We start from the raw sequence: 18864 nt of genomic DNA on the forward strand, positions 1-18864 counted from the left end.
TTCCTTGCAGCCGACGCGGCCGAGTTCCATCCGGCTGATCTTGGATTCCGAAGCGCGGATCTCCCAGGCGGCCTGTGCCCGGGAAATGCCCGCGACCTCGCGGAAGCGCCGCAACTGCGTCCCCAGGATCATCCGCCGCGCGGTCGGTCCGGTTCCCTGCTCGAGTTCGGGAGGATCGGCCAAGGACATCGGGAGGGCCTTCCTGGTGCCGGGATCTTCAGTGCGCAAAACACCCGACTACTGAAGGTACACCGCGCCGGGACGCGGTCAAGAGCAGCCGCGCATTTACCCGGACGGTGGAGATCCCTACGCTAGGTGTGCCCAAGAACACTCCGCCGATCATCCCAGCCGGGAGAATTAGATGACCGATACCGCAGCCTCCTACCCGACCGCGGTCCCAGTGGGCGTCGATCCGACGAGGGCCAGCATCGCCCGTGTCTACGACGCGTTCCTCAACGGCAAGGACAACTACGAGATCGACCGGGAGGTACTGCGGGGGGTGCAGAAGGCCGCGCCGGAGGCCCAGGAACTGGCCACCGAGAACCGCGGCTTCCTGATCAGGGCCTGCCGGTTCCTCGCCGCGCAGACCGATCTCCGCCAGTACCTCGACTGCGGCTCGGGGCTGCCGACGGCCGAGAACACCCACCAGGTCGTGCAGCGGATCAACCCGGACACCAAGGTCCTCTACGTGGACAACGACCCGGTGGTGCTCGCGCACGGCCGGGCGCTGCTGGAGGAGAACGAGCTCACGCACTTCATCGCGGAGGACATCTTCCAGCCCGCGGCGGTGCTGGACAACAGCTACGCCCGCGACTTCCTCGACTTCGACCAGCCGCTCGCGCTGCTGCAGGTGGGCACGCTGCACCACTACGAGGGCGACCGCGACGCACCGGCCGCGATCATGCGCGAGTACATCGAGCGCATCCCGTCGGGCTCGTACGTGGTGATCAGCCACTTCCTCGATCCGGAGAACGAGCACAGCGTAGTGGCCCGCAGGATGGAGGAGGCCTTCCGGCACAGCATGATGGGCTCGGGCACCTTCCGGACCCTGCCGGAGATCGAGGCGCTCTTCGACGGGCTCGAGATGGTGACCCCCGGCGTCGTCCGCTGCGTCGACTGGTGGCCGGACGGCCCCCAGCTGCGCGAGCTGAACCAGGTGCAGCACTGCATCGCCGGCGGCATCGGCCGCAAGCCGTGAGGAATTTTTGAGTGAGCGGTTTGCGTGGCGGTGCCGGTAGCGGTGCAAGGTGACGGCCCACGGCAAGCGGCCCGCCGCTTCGCAGGGCCAGTCAGAGCCTCAGTACCGGCAGCCAGTGTGTGAGGTCGGCCCGGGTTCCCGACGCGGAAACCCGGCCGGCCTGCACCGCATCTGTCCACTGTAGACGGCCGGTGGCGAGTTCCAGCCAGGTCCGGGGATCGGTCTCGATCACGTTCGGCGGGTTTCCCCTGGTGTGCCGGGGGCCTTCGATGCACTGCACCGCGGCGAACGGCGGGACCCGCACCTCCACGCTTCGTCCGGGCGCGTCGGCGGCCAGGGCGCGTAGGCTGAGCCGCACGGCGGCGGCCAGTGTGGGACGCGCCGGCTTCTCTTCTTCTCCGCTCAACCAAGCCGAGACCGCTTGCACCGCGGCGCGTAACTCTGCGGGGTCGACCGAACGCGAAGTGGGCATGGGAGGAACAGTAGAGTGAACGTCGGCAGGAAAGCACGCGAGACGTGGGGTTGAACATGGCGCAGCGGGACGAAGCAGACCGGCTCGTACCGAATCCCCAGCCGGCCGGCAGGCTCGGCAAGCCCAAGATCACCGACGAGATGCGCGCCAACGCCAGGGCCAACCCGAACAGCTGGCTGTACGTGATCGACGAGGCCTTCGACCCCAACGGCCCGGTCCCATCGTGGGCCGTGGTCGGCGCGTACCCGGTCAACTCGTCGGGCGGCATCGTGGAGGACTTCCACCCCAACGACCGCTACCGCCCCTCGCCGAAGGCGCTCGGGTTTCCCGAGCCGGGCAACGAACTCGAGCGGCTGCTGCAGTTGGTCCGGACCAATCACCGGCCTGCCGAGGACCTGCCGTCGGTGGTCCTCAACGCCACTCTCTTCGTCTACGCGATGTCGCCGCTGCAGCGCACGGTGATCGGATTCCACAACACCGACGGCCGTGTCCTGGTGCCGGCGTACACCTCCAAGTCGCTGGTGCCGCGCGAGTGGCCGCACGCGCGGGCGGTCCTCGGCCGCGACATGGTGCCCCTGCTGGCGGGTCACCCGGTCGCGATCAACCCGCACGACGTGGTGACCGCGGTGGTGCCCGCCGAGCATCTCGCGCAGGCGCTCGCCCAAGAGGGTCGCTAAGAATTCTCACGAATTGACCAGCGAATGCCACTCGACAGAGTGACAACCGATTCGCTAAGTCCGCTCTATCGAGGCATTGTGACTCCGGGAGGATGGGAGTCACCGTGTGTCGTTGGAGTTTCAGGCGGTCGTGGTGTATTGCCGCCGCGATGGTCGTCTCGAGTGGGCTGACCGTCGGGGCGGGGCAGTCCGCGGCCGCCACAGTGGACTACGGCCGCGCGGACACCACGTCCGCCGGATCGCAGATAGCCCGTGTCGAAGGGGTCGGCCCGGCCCCGAAGTACGTCGCCGCGAACGGCCTGCTCGGGCACGACGTGAGCGGGCACCAGGGTGCCGTCGACTGGAACGCCGCCTGGGGTAGCGGCGGCCGGTTCGTCTACGTGAAGGCCACCGAAGGCACCGGTTACACCAATCCGAATTTCGGTCAACAGTACGACGGTTCCTACAACGTCGGGATGGTGCGCGGTGCCTATCACTTCGCGCGTTTCGACATTTCCGGTGGCGCCACACAAGCCGACTATTTCCTCGCGCACGGGGGTGGCTGGTCGAATGACGGCCGCACGTTGCCCGGCGCTATCGACGCCGAATACAACCCGTACGGCGACGCCTGTTATGGCCTGAGCCCGGCGGCGATCAGCCAGTGGCTGGCCGATTTCTCGAACACCTACCGGGCACGCACCGGTCGGCTGCCCGCGATCTACACCTCCACCAGTTGGTGGGTCAAGTGCACGGGGAACAACGCCGGCTTCGGCGCGAATCCGTTGTGGCTGGCCCGCTACAACTCCGAAATCGGTGCCCTGCCCGCGGGCTGGGCCGAGCAGACGATCTGGCAGTACGCGGATACCGGCGCGCTGCCGGGAGATCAGAACCTGTTCAACGGACCGCAGGCGAGCGTGCGCGAATTGGCGCTCAACCGGTGATGGTCTAGTCCATCAGGGCGACGACGAAAGTCGGTTTCCCTGGCAGGACACGCGTAAATCACCCACCTGACAGCGGAAGTTCACGGAAGTTGGTGACAAGTCGGTATGTCGTCATAAAGAATCACGCGCGGATGGCTCCCTGCAACGGCCGTCCAGACCGCGAGGGCAACTTCAGAAGGGTCACCTCATGTCCGAGCAACGAAGAAGACGGCGCTCGTTCGCCGCAGCCGTCGTCGTCGCGTCCGCCAGCGTGCTCCTGCTCGGCACGCTGAGCCCGGCCGGCGCCGACGAACAGGCCAGTGTCATCCCGGCCGGGATGACCGTGGACCAGTACGTCGCGCAGTACGACCATCCGATGGGCTCGCAGATCCGCCGGGTCGAAGGTGATCAGTCGAGCCCGTCGACCAAGTCCGCGGCGGCGCGGCCGCAGGGGCTCAACCTCGACGGCGTGACCGCCACGGCGACCGTGCCGGGGATCGATGTAAGCGGTTACCAGGGCAACGTCGATTGGGCCAGCCACTGGAGCAACGGCGTCAAGTTCGCCTACGTCAAGGCCACCGAGAGCACGACCTACACCAACCCGTACTTCGCGCAGCAGTACAACGGTTCCTACAACGTGGGCATGATCCGCGGCGCCTACCACTTCGCCACCCCGGACACTTCGAGCGGCGCCGCGCAGGCCCAGTACTTCGTCGCGCATGGGGGCGGCTGGTCGGCGGACGGCAAGACCCTGCCCGGCGCGCTGGACATGGAGTACAACCCCTACGGCGCGACCTGTTACGGCAAGTCCACCAGCGCCATGACGTCGTGGATCAAGGACTTCAGCGACACCTACCACGCGCTGACGAACAAGTACCCGACGATCTACTCCAGCACGACCTGGTGGAGCCAGTGCGTGAACGGGGACTTCAGCTCGACCAACCCGCTCTGGGTGGCGCGCTACTCCTCGAGCGTCGGCACCCTGCCCGGCGGCTGGACCGTTTACACGTTCTGGCAGTACACGTCGAGCCCCATCGACCAGGACACCTTCAATGGCGCCTACGACCGGCTGGTGACGCTGGCCACCAATCACGACTGATTTGATCACAATAGGGCTCCCGGTTCGCCGACCGGGAGCCCTATTCGCGTACTTTTCCTCTTCTGGGCCCGTTCACGCGCCAGGGGGAACCGGGCTGGGCGGCGATACGTCCGACGGGCGTAGTGACTGTTGAAAGGCGACGTCGATGACCTATCCACCGCAGCCGGGGCAGCCGGATTACGGCCAGCAGCCCGATCCCTACGGTCAGCAGCCAGGCGGGTACGGCCAGCAGCCGGGGGGCTACCCGTCTTCCGGTGGCTTTCCTGAGCAGGGCAATCCGCAGTACGGGCAACAGCCCGGCTATGGCCAGCAACCGGGTTACGGGCAGCAGCCGGGTTACGGCCAGCAGCCTGGATACACCCAGCCGTATCCGACCTACGACCAGTCCGGCGGTGGTGGTTACCCGCCCACCGGCGGCTATGGCGCGCCGGGTGGCTACGGTGCTCCGCCTCCCGGGGGCGGCGGCAAGAAGGGGCTGTGGATCGGCCTGACCGTCGGCCTCGTCGTCATCCTCGCCGCCCTGGGCATCACCGGTTTCTGGGTGCCCGGGTTCTTCCTCGGTGACGACAAGGCGTCCGGGGACAACGGGGCGCAGTCGCTCGCGCAGTCGATCGTCGCCGGCATCAACGGCCACGACAAGAACGCGCTCAACGCGGTCGCCTGCGCGAACGCGACCAGCGCCGTGAAGAGCGCGATCAACGACATCTCCTCCGTCGACAAGGCCACGCTGAGCGGTGTGCAGGTCAACGGCAACACCGCGACGGCAGCGGTCGCGGTCACGGTGGACGGTGACTCGGGTACGGCCACCGGCACCCTGTCGAACCAGAACGGCAAGTGGTGCTGGCAGGACATCAAGGTCAGCAGCTCGGACTCGAGCTCGACCTCCAGCACGAGGAGCAGCCGGAGCAGCAGTAGCTCGCCGACTTCGTCGAGCTCCAGCTCCTCGGGCAGTGGCGACTCGTACAACGTGGTGGCGCAGGACTTCCTGAGCAAGGTCAACGGCGGTGACAGCTCGGGTGCGATGGCGCTGGTCTGCCAGGCCGACGTTTCCGACATCCAGCCGAACGTCTCGAAGGCCACCTCCTCGGGGTCGCAGCTGAGCGCGGACATGTCCGGCATCGACGGCATCGGCCTCGGTGACCTGAAGGGCAGCGTCGGCGGCGAGACCATCAGCGGTGGCTTCATCAGCACCGACGAGATCTCGAACAACGTCGCCTGCATCGACAACTTCGACTTCTACTGATCGGTCGGGGCTTTCGGGCCGCACCGAGCCGGACTGGCTCGGTGCGGCCTTTTTCATTGCGCGGCAACGGTTCCGAGGCCGGGGCGGCGCGGGCGCATGATCATCGCCGCCACGTAGTACGTGCAGGGGCGCGCGGATCTGTTGGCATAGCTCAAACTCACGTCCGCGGCGAGATAGAGCGAATCCCCGGTGGCGAGCACGATCGTTTCGTCGTCGACGGTCAGGGTCAGCTCGCCCGAGTGCACGGCGACGAATTCGTGCGAGCCGGCCGCGTATGGAGCATAGGTGCCCGCTTCGCAGTGCGGTGGCAGCTCCGAGCGGATCCATTCGAAGTTCACCCCGGGTACCACCGGGGTGAGGATGGTCCGCTGCCAGCCGCCCGGCTCGCGCACGGTGTCCTGGTCGGCGTCGCGCCGGATGATGATCCGCTCCGGCTGGGTGAGCAACTGCGCGAGCGGGACGCCGAGCCCGTCGGCGATCCGGTCCAGCACCACGATGGTCGGTGCCTTCGCCCCGCGTTCCACCGAAGAAAGCATGCTGACGCTGACCGCCGAGCGGTCGGCCAGCGCCTGCAGGGTCAGGCCTCGCTCACCGCGCACCGCCTGAATTCTCTCGCCGAGCACCTTGAGGTCCATGTATTCTATAGTAGTGACTGATTCTCCTATAGTGAAACCGGGTCGCCGAGAGCACCTGGCCGCGATCGCGGAGATCTACGCCTACTACGTCGAAAACAGCCAGGTGACCTTCGAGCTGGAGTCGCCGGATGAGGCGGAATGGGCGCGCCGGTTCGCCGCCATCACCGACGCAGGTCTGCCGTTCCTCGTCGCCGAGTCCAGTGGCAAAGTCGCGGGCTACGCCTACTGCACGCCGTGGAAGGCCCGGCCGGCGTACCGGCAGACGGTGGAGAACTCGATCTACCTCGCTCCTGGCGCGACCGGTCAGGGCTTGGGCGGATTGCTACTCGACGCGTTGCTCGAGGCCTGCGCTGCGGCGGAAATCCGTGAAGTGATCGCGGTGATCGCCGATACCGGCACGAACGGCGCTTCTCCCGCGCTGCACCGCCGCCGCGGCTTCGTCGACGCGGGGCGGCTCGCGAGGGTCGGGTTCAAACACGGCCGCTGGCTCGACACCATGCTGTTGCAGCGCACCCTCTAGGGTGAGCGACCGTGACCGGTCGACCGCCGTGGAGATCCCCGCTGCTGGGCACGTTTGCGCTGTCGGTCGTCCTGCTGGTCGGCGTCAGCGGCTGGCTGCTCACTGATCCGGCCACCACTCGCGCGGACGCGCTGCGCACCGGCGGGCTGGCCGCGGGCGCGGTGGTCGCGTTGTATGCGTTGTGGCTCAACGACCGGCGACGCAAGGTCGAGGAAAACCGGCAACAGACCGAGCGGGAACGCTACGAGCTGGAGTTGCTGCGCGCCGACCGCGATCGCAGCCGGGTGACGGACGAGCGGTTCGCGAAGTCGATCGAACTCCTCGGCAGCGAGGCCGATCAGGTTCGCGTCGGCGCGATGCACGCACTCGCCGGTGTTGCCCGCGGCGAACCCGGCTACACCCAGACCGTGCTCGACGTGCTGTGTTCGTATCTGCGCCGGCCGTTCGAAAACCCCCACCTTGCCGAAGAATCCGATCCCGAGGCCGAACGCGAGTTGCAGGTGCGGCTGACCGCGCAACGGCTGATCGCGGAGCTACTGCCCACAGTGGACAGTCCAGAGCCGGGTTTCGATCTGGACCTGACCGGAGCATCGCTGGAGTACTTCGATCTTTCCGGCCACCGGGTCGGCACGCTCGTCCTGCGGTACGCAACTCTGTTGAGCAGCAACAACTTCAGCGACTGCCGGTTCGACGGGCCGGCCTGGTTCACCCGGTCGGCTATCGGGCGCGGCCGGTTGAGCGGGCGTTTTCGTTGCCGGGGAACGGTTTTCGAGGGACGCGCCTGGTTCAGCGGCACGGAGTTCGGTGCGCCGGCCGACTTCACCGGGACCATTTTCCGCGGGGAAGTCAACTTCCGGGACGCGGAGTTCACCGAGCCGCCGCGTGGGCTCCCAGCGGAATGGGAGCCCACGTCCTCGTCTACGGGTGATCCCTCCTAGCCGAACAGCTTCGGCAGCGTGCCTTCCCAGGTGGCGCGCAGTTCGTCGAGGCCGAACGTGGTCACGCCCTGGATCTCCAGCGCCCCGGACTCCGGGTCCACCACGCCGGCCCGGCGCCACGGCAGGCCGCGCGCGGTGCACATCTCGGTGAACCGCAGCTCCTCGCTGCGCGGCACGGCGACCAGCACCCGGCCCGAGGATTCGGAGAACAGCTGGACGAACGGGTCCACGTCCTCGTCGAGGATCGCCCGCGCGCCGCACTGGCCGACCAGCACCGTCTCCACCAGCGCCTGCGCCAGGCCACCGTCGGACAGGTCGTGCGCCGCGGAGATCATGCCGTCGCGCGAGCCCGCCACGAGGATCTCGGCCAGCAGGCGCTCGCGCTCCAGGTCCACCTTCGGCGGGCGGCCGCCGAGGTGGTTGTGGATGACCTGCGCCCACGCGGAACCGTCGAGCTCGTCATGGGTTTCACCGAGCAGCAGCAGGGTCTCCCCGGCCTCGGCGCCGATCCCGGTGGTGATGCGGCGGCGCACGTCGTCGATCACGCCGAGCACCCCGATCACCGGGGTCGGCAGGATCGCGGTTTCCCCGGTCTGGTTGAAGAAGCTCACGTTGCCGCCGGTGACCGGGATGCCGAGCTGTGCGCAGCCGTCGGCGAGCCCGTGCACGGCCTGCTCGAACTGCCACATCACGCCGGGGTCGGTCGGGGCGCCGAAGTTGAGGCAGTTGGTGACCGCCAGCGGCAGTGCGCCGCTGGTCGCGACGTTGCGGTAGGACTCGGCCAGCGCGAGCTGGGTGCCCTGGTACGGGTCGAGGTAGACGAACCGGCTGTTGCAGTCGGTCGACACGGCGACGCCGCGGCCGGTCCGCTCGTCGATCCGGATCAGCCCGGAGTCGGCGGGCTGGGCCAGCACGGTGTTGCCACGCACATACCGGTCGTACTGCTCGGTGACCCATTCCTTCGAGGCCTGGTTCGGCGAGGAGATCACCCGCAGCAGGGTTTCGCGCAGCTCGTCGTTCGTCTTCGGGCGGGCCAGGCCCGCGGTGCCCTCGGCCTGGATCGAATCCTGCGCCGCGGGGCGGACGACCGGGCGGTCGTAGACCGGGCCCTGGTGCGCCACGGTGCGCGGCGGCACGTCGACCACCGTCTCGCCGTGCCAGGTGATCACCAGGTGCTCGCCGTCGGTGACCTCGCCGATCTCGGTGGCGATCACGTCCCACTTGCGGCAGATCGCCATGAACTCGTCCACTTTGGATGGTTCGACGACCGCGCACATCCGCTCCTGCGATTCGCTGGAGAGGATCTCGGCCGGGGTCATTCCCTTGGCGCGCAAGGGAACTTGATCGAGCTCGATGTGCATCCCGCCGTCACCGGCCGCCGCCAGCTCCGACGTGGCGCAGGACAGCCCGGCGCCGCCGAGGTCCTGGATGCCGACGACCAGCTTCTTGGCGAACAGTTCGAGGCAGCACTCGATGAGCACCTTCTCGGTGAACGGGTCGCCGACCTGGACGCTGGGCAGCTTCTTGCGGCCCGCCGCGGACTCGTCACCGGAGAAGGTGTCGCTGGCCAGCACGGACACGCCGCCGATGCCGTCCAGCCCGGTGCGCGCGCCGAACAGGATGATCTTGTTGCCCGTGCCGGACGCGAACGCCAGGTGCAGGTCCTCGGTGCGCATCGCGCCGACGCACATGGCATTCACCAGCGGGTTGCCCGCGTAGCTGGGGTCGAACACGACCTCGCCGCCGATGTTGGGCAGGCCGAGGCAGTTGCCGTACCCGGCGACACCGGCGACCACGCCGGGCAGCACGCGGCGGGTGTCCGGGGCGTCGGCCGGGCCGAAACGCAGCGCGTCGGCCACCGCCAGCGGCCGCGCGCCCATCGCGAGGATGTCGCGGACGATGCCGCCGACCCCGGTCGCCGCACCCTGGTACGGCTCCACATAGGACGGATGGTTGTGGCTCTCGACCTTGAAGGTGACGGCCCAGCCGTCCCCGATGTCGACCACCCCGGCGTTCTCACCGATCCCGGCCAGCATCTTGGCCTGCATCTCGGGCGTGGTGGTCTCGCCGAAGTAGCGCAGGTGCTTCTTCGAGGACTTGTACGAGCAGTGCTCGCTCCACATCACCGAGTACATGGCCAGTTCGGCGTCGGTCGGGCGGCGGCCGAGGATCTCGCGGATGCGGGCGTACTCGTCCTCGGCCAGCCCCAGTTCGAGGTAGGGCTGGGCGGTGTCCGGGGTTTCGGCGGCGCGGGCGGTCGTGTCGATGACCAGGGTTTCCGTCACGGTTCCAGGGTAGGTGAGTGCCTCCCGGGCCGGAAAATCGGTCGACCAGGACAGATCGGCTCCATACCGTTGAAGGAATGCGCCTGCCGACCCGGCTGACTCCGTTGCGCTATCTCGGAGCCCTGCTCTGGGCACGACCTGTACTGGCCGTGTCCTCCTGTGTGCTGGGCGCGATCTGGTTGCTGCCCGGCGCGGTGTTGCCGGTGGTGATCGGAAACACGGTCGCCGCGGTCGGTGCGCACGAGAACATCGCCGCTCAGGTGCTGCTGATCGCCGTGCTCGGGGTGGCGCAGGCGGTGTTCGGCACCTTGCTTCTGTATGTGGCGCACGGAGCCTGGATCCACGGCGCGTCCGCCAGCCAGCGGATCGTCGCCGAGCACACCGCGCGGCTCGGCGCTTCGCTGCGCGCGCAGGCCGCGACCGGTGACGTGATGGCCATCTCCTCCAGCGACATCGCCCGGATCGGGACCGCGTTCGAGGTGTCCGGGCGGCTGTTCGGTTCGGTCGTGGCGTTCCTCACGGTGGGCATCGTGCTGGTGTTCTTCTCGCCGTTGCTCGGCGCGATCGCGCTGGCCGGGGTGCCGCTCGCGGTGCTGGGCATGGGGAAGCTGATCGCGCCGCTGCAACGCCGCAAGGGTGTGCAGCGCGAGCAGCTGTCCGAAGTGAACGCGATCGGCGCGGACATCGTGTCCGGCCTACGGATCCTGCGCGGGGTCGGTGGTGAGCGGCAGTTCCTCGGCCGGTTCGGCGGCGCGAGCCAGCGGGTGCGCCGGGCCGGTGTCGAGGTCGCGCGCAGTGAGTCCTGGCTGGTCGGGGCGGAGGTGCTGTTGCCGGGGCTGGTCACGGTGTTGATCACGTGGCTCGGCGCGCGGCTGGTGGTGGCGGGATCGATCGACGTCGGTGAGCTGGTCACCTTCTACGCGGCGGCCGCCTTCCTGGTGGTGCCGGTGAGCACCGCGACCGAGGCGACGGCAGCGTTCACTTCGGCGATCGTGTCGGCCCGCAAGATCTGCGGGGTGCTGAGCCTGCGGCCTTCGTTGGCCGAGCCGGCCGAACCGATCGGGTTGCCGGAGGGGCCGCTGGAACTCCACGACACGGAGACCGGGTTCACCGCGGTGGCGGGCAAGCTGACCGTGATCGACGCCGGTGCCGAAGCCGAGGCCCTGGCCGAACGGATGGCGAGATTCGCCGACGCGAAGCCTGGCCAGCGGGTGCTGGTGTCCGGAGTGCCGGCGGACCACGTCGCGTTGTCGGAGCTGCGTGCCCGCGTCGTGTATGCACACAACCAGGATCTGTGGTTCTCGGGTGCGTTGCGGGATCAGCTGGTTCCCCGGCAGCGAGCCGAGGAAGCGTTGTGGGCGGCCGACGCCGGGGACATCGTGGCGGGCTTCCCGGACGGCCTGGACGAACTGATCGGTGAGCGCGGCCGCGAGGTTTCCGGCGGACAGCGGCAGCGGTTGAGCCTGGCCCGCGCGCTGGCGCTGGATGCCGACACGTTGCTGCTCGACGAGCCGACTTCGGCGGTGGATACGCATACCGAGGCCCGGATCACCGAGCGCATCGCGGAAGCCCGGCGCGGCCGTACGACCGTGGTGTTCACCGAGAGTCCACTGTGGACGATCGTCGCGGACGAGGTGATCACATGCCGATGAGACTTCCGCTGGCCACCGGCAAGGCGGCGCGCGATTGGGCGCGCGCGACCTGGCGGACTCATCGGCGCGCGTGCGTCGTGGTGCTGGGCTTGTACGGGCTGGCCGCCATCGCCGGGCTCGCCGGGCCGCAGATTCTGGGCAGGCTGGTGGATGCGGTCGCCGAAGGGCACGCGAACATCGAGCTGCTGGCTGGGATGTTCGTGGTGCTGCTGGTCGTGCAGGCCTGGCTGAAGCGCACCGCGCGGGTGCGGTCCGGGATGCTCGGTGAGCAGGTGCTGGCCGAGACCAGGGAGGGGTTCGTCGGGCGGGCGCTACGGCTGCCGTTGGGCACGGTCGAGGCGGTCGGGACCGGCGATCTGCTCAGTCGCGCGACCACGGACGCGGACCGGATCGACCACGCGGTGCGCAACGCCGCACCGGAGGTACTGGTCGCGTCGGTCACGGTGACGCTGACCATGGCGGCCATGGTGGTGACGTCGCCGTTGCTGTCGCTGGGGTTGCTGGTCGGGCTGCCGATGGTGGTGCTGACATTCCGCTGGTACTGGCGGCGCGTTCCGTCCACAGTGGAACCGATGTTGGACGCGTGGGCGGACGTGCAGACCGGCGTGCACGAAACGGCCGACGGTGCGCGCACGGCGGAAGCGCTCGGCTTGACGGATAGCCGGATAGCGCTGGGGAACCGCGCCGTGGACAGGGCCGTGGGGTGGGAGTTCAAGCTGCGCTCGCTGTCGATGCGGTGGCTGCCATGGGTCCAGCTGGCGCAGGTGCTGCCGATCGCGGCGATCCTGCTGATCGGGGCCTGGGCGTACCCGCACGGTCTGGTGGGGCTCGGCACGTTGACCACGATGGTGGTCTACGTGCAGGCGCTCGGCGGGCCGATGGAGGAGGTGCTGTGGTGGATGGAGGACGTGCAGGTCTCCGGCACGGCGCTGCGCCGCGTGCTGGGCGTGCGCGGGGTTCCGCCGACGGTGTCCTCGAATCGGCCGCGTGGCAGGGAAATCGTGGTGCGCGCTGTGCGGTACGGCTACTCGGCCGGGCGTGAGGTGCTGCACGGCGTCGACCTTCGGGTGCCGCCGGGTGAGCGGCTGGCGATCGTCGGTCCTTCCGGTGCGGGCAAGTCGACGCTGGGCAGGCTGATCGCCGGGGTGGCCGCGCCCGGCGCGGGTTCGGTGACCATCGGCGGCGCGGAGGTGTCCGGGCTGGCCGAGGACGTGCTGCGCGGCGAGGTGCTGTTGCTGACGCAGGAGCACCACGTCTTCGCGGGCTCGCTGCGGGCGAACCTGACGTTGCCCGCCGGCGAGTGGAGCGACGCGGAATTGGTGGCAGCGCTGGAAACCGTGGGCCTGCGGGAGTGGTTCGCCGCGCTGCCGGAAGGGCTGGACACCCGGCTCGGCACGGCTGCGCGCGCGGTACCCGCAGCCACCGCGCAGCAGCTGGCGCTGGCCCGTGTCGTGCTCGCCGACCCGCATACGGTGGTGCTCGACGAGGCGACTTCGCTGCTCGACACGTCGTCGGCGCGGTCGCTGGAGCGGTCGTTGAACGGCGTCCTGGCCGGGCGGACGGTGATCGCCATCGCGCACCGGCTGCACACGGCGGCCGCCGCGGACAGGGTGGCGGTACTGGAGGACGGGCGGATCACCGAGCTCGGCGGGCACGCGGAACTGCTGGCGCGCGGCGGGTCTTATGCCGGGCTGGTGGCCGCGGGCGCAGCGGCCTGAGCCGTACCGTGGCCGCGCCTTTCCCGCAGGCTGCACGTTGATGGCCGGAAAGGCGTTCCCTTTGTTTCCGGGAATTGCCGGTCGTGCTCGGTAATTTTCGAGGGATGGTTTTTGGAATTACCTAAAACGAGGAAAACGGATGAAGTTTGCCAAATCGGTCACCACGCTCGCCGTCGCGCTCGGGGCGGCAGGCGCGTGCCTTGCCACCACGGGCACCGCGGCCGCCGCCAGCTGGGACCACGTCTGGACGAGTACCGACGCCAACCCGGGCGCGACCGTCTATATCCGGGAATACGGCGATGTGGTCAGGATCTGCGACACCGACGCGGATGGCTACTACGCGTATGTCGGCTACAACTACAAGGGTTCGGACGGGATTCCGGTCGGCAACGGGCTGTCCGCGAGCGGGAACGGAAACTGTAATCAGCAGGGGGCGAGCACGAGCGCAATTGACAACATTCCGGAGAACGAGAATGTGACGGTGACCGTGGGGCTGGGCAAGAGCGGCCAGGCCGGGCTGAAGTTCTCGGCCACGCACACGTTCCTGAACGACCACTGAGCCGCGCCGCCGGGCCCCGCCGCGGGGCCCGGCGAAACTTCCCTAGGCGACCTTCGCCAGCGCGTCGATCGCCGAGTAGAACATGCCGAGGCCGTCGTCCGAGGGGCCGGTGAGGGCGTCGATCGCGTGTTCGGGGTGCGGCATCAGGCCGACGACCCGGCCGTTGGCGCTGCACACGCCGGCGATGTCGTTGCGTGAGCCGTTGGGGTTTTCGCCGACGTAGCGGAACACCACGCGACCCTCGCCCTCCAGTTCGTCCAAAGTGGACTTGTCCGCCATGAAGCCGCCCTCGCCGGACTTCAGCGGGATGAGCACCTCGGCGTCCTTCTCGTACCGGGTGGTCCACGCGGTGCTGGTGTTCTCCACCCGCAGCCACTGATCGCGGCACACGAAGTGCAGCTTGTCGTTGCGCACCAGCGCACCGGGCAGCAGCCCGGCCTCGCACAGGATCTGGAAGCCGTTGCAGATGCCGAGCACCGGCATGCCCTTGCCCGCCGCCTCGATGACCGAGTTCATCACCGGCGCGAAGCGGGCGATCGCGCCGCAGCGCAGGTAATCCCCGTACGAGAAACCGCCGGGCACGATCACCGCGTCGACGCCGTGCAGGTCCTCGTCGCCGTGCCACAGGGACACGGCCTCGGCTTCGGCGTACTGGGCGGCGCGGGCGGCGTCGGTGTCGTCCAGCGTGCCGGGGAAGGTGATGACCCCGATCTTCACGAGACCCTCCGCACGGTCCACTCCTCGATCACCGGGTTCGCCAGGAAACCCTCGGCGATCTTGGCGAGGGTCTCGTCGTCGACCGAGTCGTCGACCTCCAGCTCGAAATGCTTGCCCTGCCGGACCTCGGCCACGCCGGTGAAGCCGAGGCGCGGCAGAGCGCCTGCCACGGCTTGGCCTTGCGGGTCCAGGATCTCGGGCTTGGGCATGACGTCGACCACGACTCGGGCCACGGTGGGCGCTCCCATGTCTTCGCAGGTAGGCGGTACCTCCGGAGTTTACCAACGCCTTCGCCGGATACCTTGACCGCCGCGGTGAGCCTCCTTACTCTCGTCTGAGATCACGAATATGGTCCGAAATATCGAACAAGGCGGTGTGCCGGTGCAACGGACCCGAAACTTCCTGCGCTCGCTCGGCCTGCCGGGTGGCGACCCGGCCGACCTGCCCAGCAGCACCAAACGCTTCCCCGACGGGGCGCAGTACCGGGTCGAGATCCCGAGCGTCGAAGGGCCGGAAGCGCTCGAAGCCGTGTACACCGAGGCCGACGCCCGTGGGGTCGTCATCCATCGCGTCTCGCAGGGCAGCGGCGGGATGTTGCTCACACGCCGCGAGCTGAGCTCGATCGGCCGCTACGCGCACGCGCGCTCGGTCGAGGTGAGCCTGTTCGCCCGGCCGGTAGCGGCCTGGGACACCGGCGCCGCGTCGGTCGCGACCGGTGGCGGGCCGTTCGCCGCGCAGGCGCGCGGAACCGAGCAGCTGGTACACGTCCTGGAGGACATCCGCCGCACGGCCGCCGCCGGGATCCGCAGCGTGCTGATCACGGATCTCGGCGTACTCACGGTCGCGGCGAAGATGCGCGCGGCCGGGGAGCTGCCGGCGGATCTGCAGTTCAAGATCAGCGTGCAGATGGGGCTGGCGAATCCGGCGTCCATCCGGCTCGCCGAGCAGGCCGGGGCCGACACCTACAACGTGCCGACGGACCTGAGCCTCGCCCAGCTGGCCGCCATTCGCGCCACCATCGACATCCCGCTCGACATCTACGTCGAGGCCCCGGACGACCTCGGCGGGTTCATCCGGCATTTCGAGATCGCCGAGCTGGTGCGCGTCGCCGCCCCGGTGTACCTCAAGTTCGGCCTGCGCAACGCGCCGAACATCTACCCGAGCGGCACGCACCTGACGCCGACCGCGGTCGCGTTGAGCCGGGAACGGGTGCGCCGCGCGGAAATCGGGCTGGAGCTGTTGCAGTGCTACGCGCCCGGCGCGATCGGATCCAAGTTGCCGGCCGCGGGCCTGGCGGTGCCCAAACCCGTCGAGGAGCTGGTGTGAGGATCAGCCGGGTCGAAACGTTCGTGCTCGGCACGCCTTGGCGTGATCTCACCTTCGTCCGCGTGCACACCGACGACGGGCTGACCGGCGTCGGCGAGACGAGGATGCTCGGGCACACCGAAGCGCTGCGCGGGTATCTTGCCGAAGCCGTGCCGAGGCACGTCGTCGGGAGCGACCCGTTCGACATCGAATCCTTGGTGCAGCGGATGAAACGCGGCGACTACGGGCGCGCGGGCGAGATCGTGATGTCGGGTATCGGCTGTGTCGAGATGGCCTGCTGGGACATCGTCGGCAAGGCGCTGGGCCAGCCGGTCTGGCGGCTGCTCGGCGGCAAGGTGCGCGAGCGGATCAAGGCCTACGCGAACGGCTGGTACACCGTCGAACGTGAGCCAGCGGAGTTCCAGGCCGCGGCCCGCCGGGTGGTCGAACGCGGGTACCGGGCGCTGAAGTTCGACCCGTTCGGGCCGGGGCAATGGGAACTGTCCGCGCCGGAGCGCCGGCGCTCGATCGATCTGGTCGCCGCCGTGCGGGACGCGGTGGGGCCGGACGTGGAGATCCTGGTGGAGATGCACGGCCGGTTCGCCCCCTCGGAGGCCGTGCGCATCGCCCGCTCCCTCGCGCAGTTCGACCCCGGTTGGCTGGAAGAACCCGTGCCGCCGGAAAACCTCAAGGCACTGGCCAAGGTCGCGGGGCAGGTGGATCTGCCGATCGCCACCGGCGAACGGATCCACGACCGCGCCGAGTTCCGCGAGCTGTTCGAACTGCAGGCGGCGGACGTGATCCAGCCGGACATCGGGCACCTCGGCGGGATCGCCGAGACCCGCAAACTCGCCGCCACCGCGGAAACACATTTCGTGCTCGTCGCCCCGCACAACGTCGGCGGCCCGGTGCTGACCGCCGCGAACCTGCACCTGGCGGCCACCACACCGAACTTCAAGATCCAGGAGCATTTCAACGATTTCGCCGACGAGCACGTGCGAGAGGCGGCGCCGGGCCTGCCCGCCGTGGTGGACGGCTACTTCCCGCTGCCGGAGGCGCCCGGGCTCGGCGTGGAGCTGAACACGGACTTCATCGCGGAGCACCCGTTCCGGGCCGCGCCGTTCGATCTCTACGCGGAGGACTGGCAGTTCAGGGGTACGAAGAACACCCGAAACCGTCGGGGGACGTAAGGCTGGGCGTGCCGGGTTCCTGCGGGAGCCGCAGCGCCCGGACGGTGAACGAAATCGCGTGGTACCAGCCGCAGATCAGGATCACCTCGAGCGTGGCGTCTTCCCCGACGGCGTCGACGAGCTGTGTCCAGGTCTCGTCGGAGAGGTCTGACGTGGCGTGGAGTTCGTCGACGGCGTCGAGCACCGCCCGGTCGTTCGCGTCCCAGCAAGCGTCCGCCGCGCTGCCGGTCGCCAGTGAGCGGATCTGCTCGGCGTCGAACCCCGCCTTTTCGGCGAAGGTCGCCACGTGCACGCCCCATTCGTAATCGGCGCCGCACCGCGAGGTCGTCCGGTCGATGACCAGTTCGCGCTGGCGGAGCGTCAGCGCGGAACGCCGGGAAAGGTAGTAGCGGCCCCAGCCCGCGATCCCCCGGGCGAGGTCGGGCCTGCGGGCCCACACGCGGAACAGCTGGATCGGCGGCCCGAGCAGGTCGAGTGCGACCTCGGTCTGCTCGTCGTACGGCGGTTCGAGCGGCGCTATCCGCGGCCGCTTCGATTTCAGAGGCATGTCGGTACGCTAACATCGACGCTTCGGAAAGGAAAGCAGATGACAAGCGAACCGACCCCGCTTCCCGGCCGGAAGGTGCGCGGCTCGGAGACCGGCCGCCCGATCATGGCGCTGCTCGATCTCCTCGGCAGGCGCTGGGCGCTGCGCGTTCTGTGGGAGCTGCGCGACGACGCGGCCCCGACCTTCCGCGAGCTTCAGCAACGCTGCGACCGGATCTCGTCCAGCGTGCTCGCGGATCGGCTTCGCGAACTCGGCGAAGCCGATCTCGTCGAACACGCCGGTGCGGGCTACAGCGTTACCGGACAGGGGAAATCGCTGTTGAAGACCCTTCTCCGGCTGGACGCCTGGGCTGCTGATTGGCGTCCGAAGGCCTAAACCCGGCCCCGAGCCTCGAAGACAACTCCGCCGCTCCGTCGCGGACCAGCTTTTCCCAGCGGCTCCAAGCCTCTTCGTTGTGCCGGGACGTCGGGATGGAGATGCTCATCGCGGCCACCCACCTGCCCTCGGCGTCCACCACCGGTGCGGCGACGCAACCGGCGTCCACATTGGACTCACTGCGTTCGTGGGCGATGCGCGTGGTGCGGACTTCGTCCAGCTGTGCGAGCAAATCCGTGCGCGAGGTGATGCTACGTCGGGTGAGCGCCGTGAGCTTGTGCCCCTTGAGTAGCCGGGCCAGCTCGCTGGCCGGCAGTCCGGCCAGCAGGGCCTTGCCCACCGCCGTGCAGTGCGCCGGCAGCCTGCTGCCCACCTCGGAGATCAGCCGCACCGAATGCGTCGAGTCTATTTTGGACACATAGACCACGTCGAGCCCGTCGAGCACGCCGACGTGCACGGTCTCCCCGCACTGCGCGGCGACGGACCTGGCGACGGCGTCCGCCTCGGCCGCGAACTCCAGCCGCTGCTGGTATCGCGAGCCCAGTTCGAGCAGCACCGGGCCGAGCCGGTACGTGGTTTCCTCGCCAGCCTGCCTGGCCAGATAGCGCCGTGCGACGAGCGTGGTCAGCAGTTCGTGCGCGGTGGACCGTGGCAGGTCGAGCCGGGTCGTGATCTGGGCGGCGGTCAAGGTCGCCTCGGGACCGAGGAACAGTTCGAGGATGTCGGCCGCCCGCAGCACGGCGGGTACGAGGCGGGGCATGTGGTCAACATACTGCGCCGGCCGGTGCCAAGCCGATCGTCAGCCACGGCCGCCCATCATCGGGGCGGCCTACTT

21 protein-coding genes are annotated in these 18864 nt (G+C 68.8%); 13 read left to right on the plus strand and 8 right to left on the minus strand.

From position 1 onward, the window contains the following. On the minus strand, positions 1-189 hold a 189-nt coding region (locus VHD82_RS10135), incomplete at its 3' end, for a helix-turn-helix transcriptional regulator (RefSeq protein ID WP_325700126.1). Between the two features lie 211 nt (positions 190-400). Here VHD82_RS10135 and VHD82_RS10140 point away from each other — a divergent pair. Then, the gene (locus VHD82_RS10140; RefSeq protein ID WP_325700478.1) at positions 401-1198 is read left to right on the plus strand and encodes an SAM-dependent methyltransferase; all 798 of its coding nucleotides are present in this window, start codon (positions 401-403) and stop codon (positions 1196-1198) included. A 91-nt stretch (positions 1199-1289) separates the two neighbouring features. Here VHD82_RS10140 and VHD82_RS10145 read toward each other — a convergent pair whose 3' ends face one another. Continuing rightward, positions 1290-1670, minus strand: coding sequence for a sterol carrier family protein (locus VHD82_RS10145; protein WP_325700129.1), 381 nt, complete (start codon positions 1668-1670; stop codon positions 1290-1292). A gap of 56 nt (positions 1671-1726) precedes the next feature. On the opposite strand from VHD82_RS10145, the gene VHD82_RS10150 reads away from it, so the two are divergent. From VHD82_RS10150 to VHD82_RS10165, 4 genes are all read left to right on the plus strand, one after another. After that, positions 1727-2347 carry a type VII secretion system-associated protein gene (locus tag VHD82_RS10150; RefSeq protein ID WP_325700132.1) on the plus strand — a complete coding sequence of 207 codons (621 nt, stop codon included), beginning with the start codon at positions 1727-1729 and terminating at the stop codon, positions 2345-2347. Positions 2348-2496: 149 nt separating this feature from the next. Then, positions 2497-3267, plus strand: coding sequence for a lysozyme (locus VHD82_RS10155; RefSeq protein ID WP_325700135.1), 771 nt, complete (start codon positions 2497-2499; stop codon positions 3265-3267). A gap of 187 nt (positions 3268-3454) precedes the next feature. Next, entirely contained in the window at positions 3455-4345 is an 891-nt protein-coding gene (locus tag VHD82_RS10160; protein WP_325700137.1) for a lysozyme, read from the plus strand. Positions 4346-4490: 145 nt separating this feature from the next. Then, complete coding sequence (locus VHD82_RS10165) at positions 4491-5588, plus strand: hypothetical protein (RefSeq protein WP_325700140.1); 1098 nt, start codon at positions 4491-4493, stop codon at positions 5586-5588. A gap of 53 nt (positions 5589-5641) precedes the next feature. On the opposite strand, the gene VHD82_RS10170 is transcribed toward VHD82_RS10165, so the two are convergent. Then, entirely contained in the window at positions 5642-6223 is a 582-nt protein-coding gene (locus VHD82_RS10170; protein ID WP_325700143.1) for an XRE family transcriptional regulator, read from the minus strand. A gap of 13 nt (positions 6224-6236) precedes the next feature. Between VHD82_RS10170 and VHD82_RS10175 the strand changes: the two genes are divergently transcribed. Beyond that, positions 6237-6743 (plus strand): GNAT family N-acetyltransferase, encoded by a 507-nt coding sequence (locus VHD82_RS10175; RefSeq protein ID WP_414637484.1) that lies wholly within the window; start codon positions 6237-6239, stop codon positions 6741-6743. 11 nt (positions 6744-6754) lie between these two features. Further along, the gene (locus VHD82_RS10180; protein WP_325700149.1) at positions 6755-7681 is read left to right on the plus strand and encodes a pentapeptide repeat-containing protein; all 927 of its coding nucleotides are present in this window, start codon (positions 6755-6757) and stop codon (positions 7679-7681) included. Here the strand turns inward: VHD82_RS10180 and purL are convergent. Continuing rightward, positions 7678-9966 carry a phosphoribosylformylglycinamidine synthase subunit PurL gene (gene purL, locus VHD82_RS10185; RefSeq protein ID WP_325700152.1) on the minus strand — a complete coding sequence of 763 codons (2289 nt, stop codon included), beginning with the start codon at positions 9964-9966 and terminating at the stop codon, positions 7678-7680. The two genes, VHD82_RS10180 and purL, sit on opposite strands and share 4 nt — an antisense overlap. Positions 9967-10043: 77 nt before the next feature. Here purL and VHD82_RS10190 point away from each other — a divergent pair, with 77 nt between their 5' ends. From VHD82_RS10190 to VHD82_RS10200, 3 genes are all read left to right on the plus strand, one after another. Continuing rightward, positions 10044-11618, plus strand: a complete 1575-nt coding sequence (locus VHD82_RS10190) for an ABC transporter ATP-binding protein (protein WP_325700154.1) — start codon at positions 10044-10046, stop codon at positions 11616-11618. After that, positions 11609-13336 carry an ABC transporter ATP-binding protein gene (locus VHD82_RS10195; RefSeq protein ID WP_325700157.1) on the plus strand — a complete coding sequence of 576 codons (1728 nt, stop codon included), beginning with the start codon at positions 11609-11611 and terminating at the stop codon, positions 13334-13336. The genes VHD82_RS10190 and VHD82_RS10195 overlap by 10 nt, the downstream gene beginning before the upstream one ends. Before the next feature lie 139 nt (positions 13337-13475). After that, positions 13476-13895: a hypothetical protein gene (locus tag VHD82_RS10200; protein WP_325700160.1), complete on the plus strand. Its 420-nt coding sequence runs from the start codon at positions 13476-13478 to the stop codon at positions 13893-13895. A 42-nt stretch (positions 13896-13937) separates the two neighbouring features. On the opposite strand, the gene purQ is transcribed toward VHD82_RS10200, so the two are convergent. Beyond that, positions 13938-14612 (minus strand): phosphoribosylformylglycinamidine synthase subunit PurQ, encoded by a 675-nt coding sequence (gene purQ / locus VHD82_RS10205; protein WP_325700163.1) that lies wholly within the window; start codon positions 14610-14612, stop codon positions 13938-13940. Continuing rightward, positions 14609-14845 (minus strand): phosphoribosylformylglycinamidine synthase subunit PurS, encoded by a 237-nt coding sequence (gene purS / locus VHD82_RS10210; RefSeq protein WP_325700481.1) that lies wholly within the window; start codon positions 14843-14845, stop codon positions 14609-14611. Before purS ends, purQ begins: the two co-directional genes overlap by 4 nt. 148 nt (positions 14846-14993) lie before the next feature. On the opposite strand from purS, the gene VHD82_RS10215 reads away from it, so the two are divergent. Continuing rightward, complete coding sequence (locus VHD82_RS10215) at positions 14994-15938, plus strand: U32 family peptidase (protein WP_325700166.1); 945 nt, start codon at positions 14994-14996, stop codon at positions 15936-15938. Next, positions 15935-17107 (plus strand): mandelate racemase/muconate lactonizing enzyme family protein, encoded by a 1173-nt coding sequence (locus tag VHD82_RS10220; RefSeq protein ID WP_325700169.1) that lies wholly within the window; start codon positions 15935-15937, stop codon positions 17105-17107. Before VHD82_RS10215 ends, VHD82_RS10220 begins: the two co-directional genes overlap by 4 nt. On the opposite strand, the gene VHD82_RS10225 is transcribed toward VHD82_RS10220, so the two are convergent. Next, on the minus strand, positions 17067-17654 hold the full coding sequence (locus VHD82_RS10225; RefSeq protein ID WP_325700172.1) for a carboxymuconolactone decarboxylase family protein: 588 nt from the start codon (positions 17652-17654) through the stop codon (positions 17067-17069). The two genes, VHD82_RS10220 and VHD82_RS10225, sit on opposite strands and share 41 nt — an antisense overlap. 39 nt (positions 17655-17693) lie before the next feature. Here VHD82_RS10225 and VHD82_RS10230 point away from each other — a divergent pair, with 39 nt between their 5' ends. Next, complete coding sequence (locus VHD82_RS10230; protein WP_325700175.1) at positions 17694-18029, plus strand: helix-turn-helix domain-containing protein; 336 nt, start codon at positions 17694-17696, stop codon at positions 18027-18029. Here VHD82_RS10230 and VHD82_RS10235 read toward each other — a convergent pair. Next, positions 17950-18789, minus strand: coding sequence for an IclR family transcriptional regulator (locus VHD82_RS10235; RefSeq protein ID WP_325700178.1), 840 nt, complete (start codon positions 18787-18789; stop codon positions 17950-17952). The genes VHD82_RS10230 and VHD82_RS10235 overlap by 80 nt on opposite strands. Positions 18790-18864: the final 75 nt, after the last annotated feature.

This window comes from Amycolatopsis sp. (assembly GCF_035546795.1).
Lineage (GTDB): Bacteria > Actinomycetota > Actinomycetes > Mycobacteriales > Pseudonocardiaceae > Amycolatopsis_E.

Excerpts from the sequence above, each read along its gene's own strand:
- VHD82_RS10145 (WP_325700129.1), bottom strand. The coding sequence starts at position 1,670 with ATGCCCACTTCGCGTTCGGTCGACCCCGCAGAGTTACGCGCCGCGGTG.
- VHD82_RS10150 (WP_325700132.1), top strand. The coding sequence starts at position 1,727 with ATGGCGCAGCGGGACGAAGCAGACCGGCTCGTACCGAATCCCCAGCCG.
- VHD82_RS10155 (WP_325700135.1), top strand. The coding sequence starts at position 2,497 with ATGGTCGTCTCGAGTGGGCTGACCGTCGGGGCGGGGCAGTCCGCGGCC.
- VHD82_RS10160 (WP_325700137.1), top strand. The coding sequence starts at position 3,455 with ATGTCCGAGCAACGAAGAAGACGGCGCTCGTTCGCCGCAGCCGTCGTC.
- VHD82_RS10165 (WP_325700140.1), top strand. The coding sequence starts at position 4,491 with ATGACCTATCCACCGCAGCCGGGGCAGCCGGATTACGGCCAGCAGCCC.
- VHD82_RS10170 (WP_325700143.1), bottom strand. The coding sequence starts at position 6,223 with ATGGACCTCAAGGTGCTCGGCGAGAGAATTCAGGCGGTGCGCGGTGAG.
- VHD82_RS10190 (WP_325700154.1), top strand. The coding sequence starts at position 10,044 with ATGCGCCTGCCGACCCGGCTGACTCCGTTGCGCTATCTCGGAGCCCTG.
- VHD82_RS10195 (WP_325700157.1), top strand. The coding sequence starts at position 11,609 with ATGCCGATGAGACTTCCGCTGGCCACCGGCAAGGCGGCGCGCGATTGG.
- VHD82_RS10200 (WP_325700160.1), top strand. The coding sequence starts at position 13,476 with ATGAAGTTTGCCAAATCGGTCACCACGCTCGCCGTCGCGCTCGGGGCG.
- VHD82_RS10225 (WP_325700172.1), bottom strand. The coding sequence starts at position 17,654 with ATGCCTCTGAAATCGAAGCGGCCGCGGATAGCGCCGCTCGAACCGCCG.
- VHD82_RS10230 (WP_325700175.1), top strand. The coding sequence starts at position 17,694 with ATGACAAGCGAACCGACCCCGCTTCCCGGCCGGAAGGTGCGCGGCTCG.
- VHD82_RS10235 (WP_325700178.1), bottom strand. The coding sequence starts at position 18,789 with ATGCCCCGCCTCGTACCCGCCGTGCTGCGGGCGGCCGACATCCTCGAA.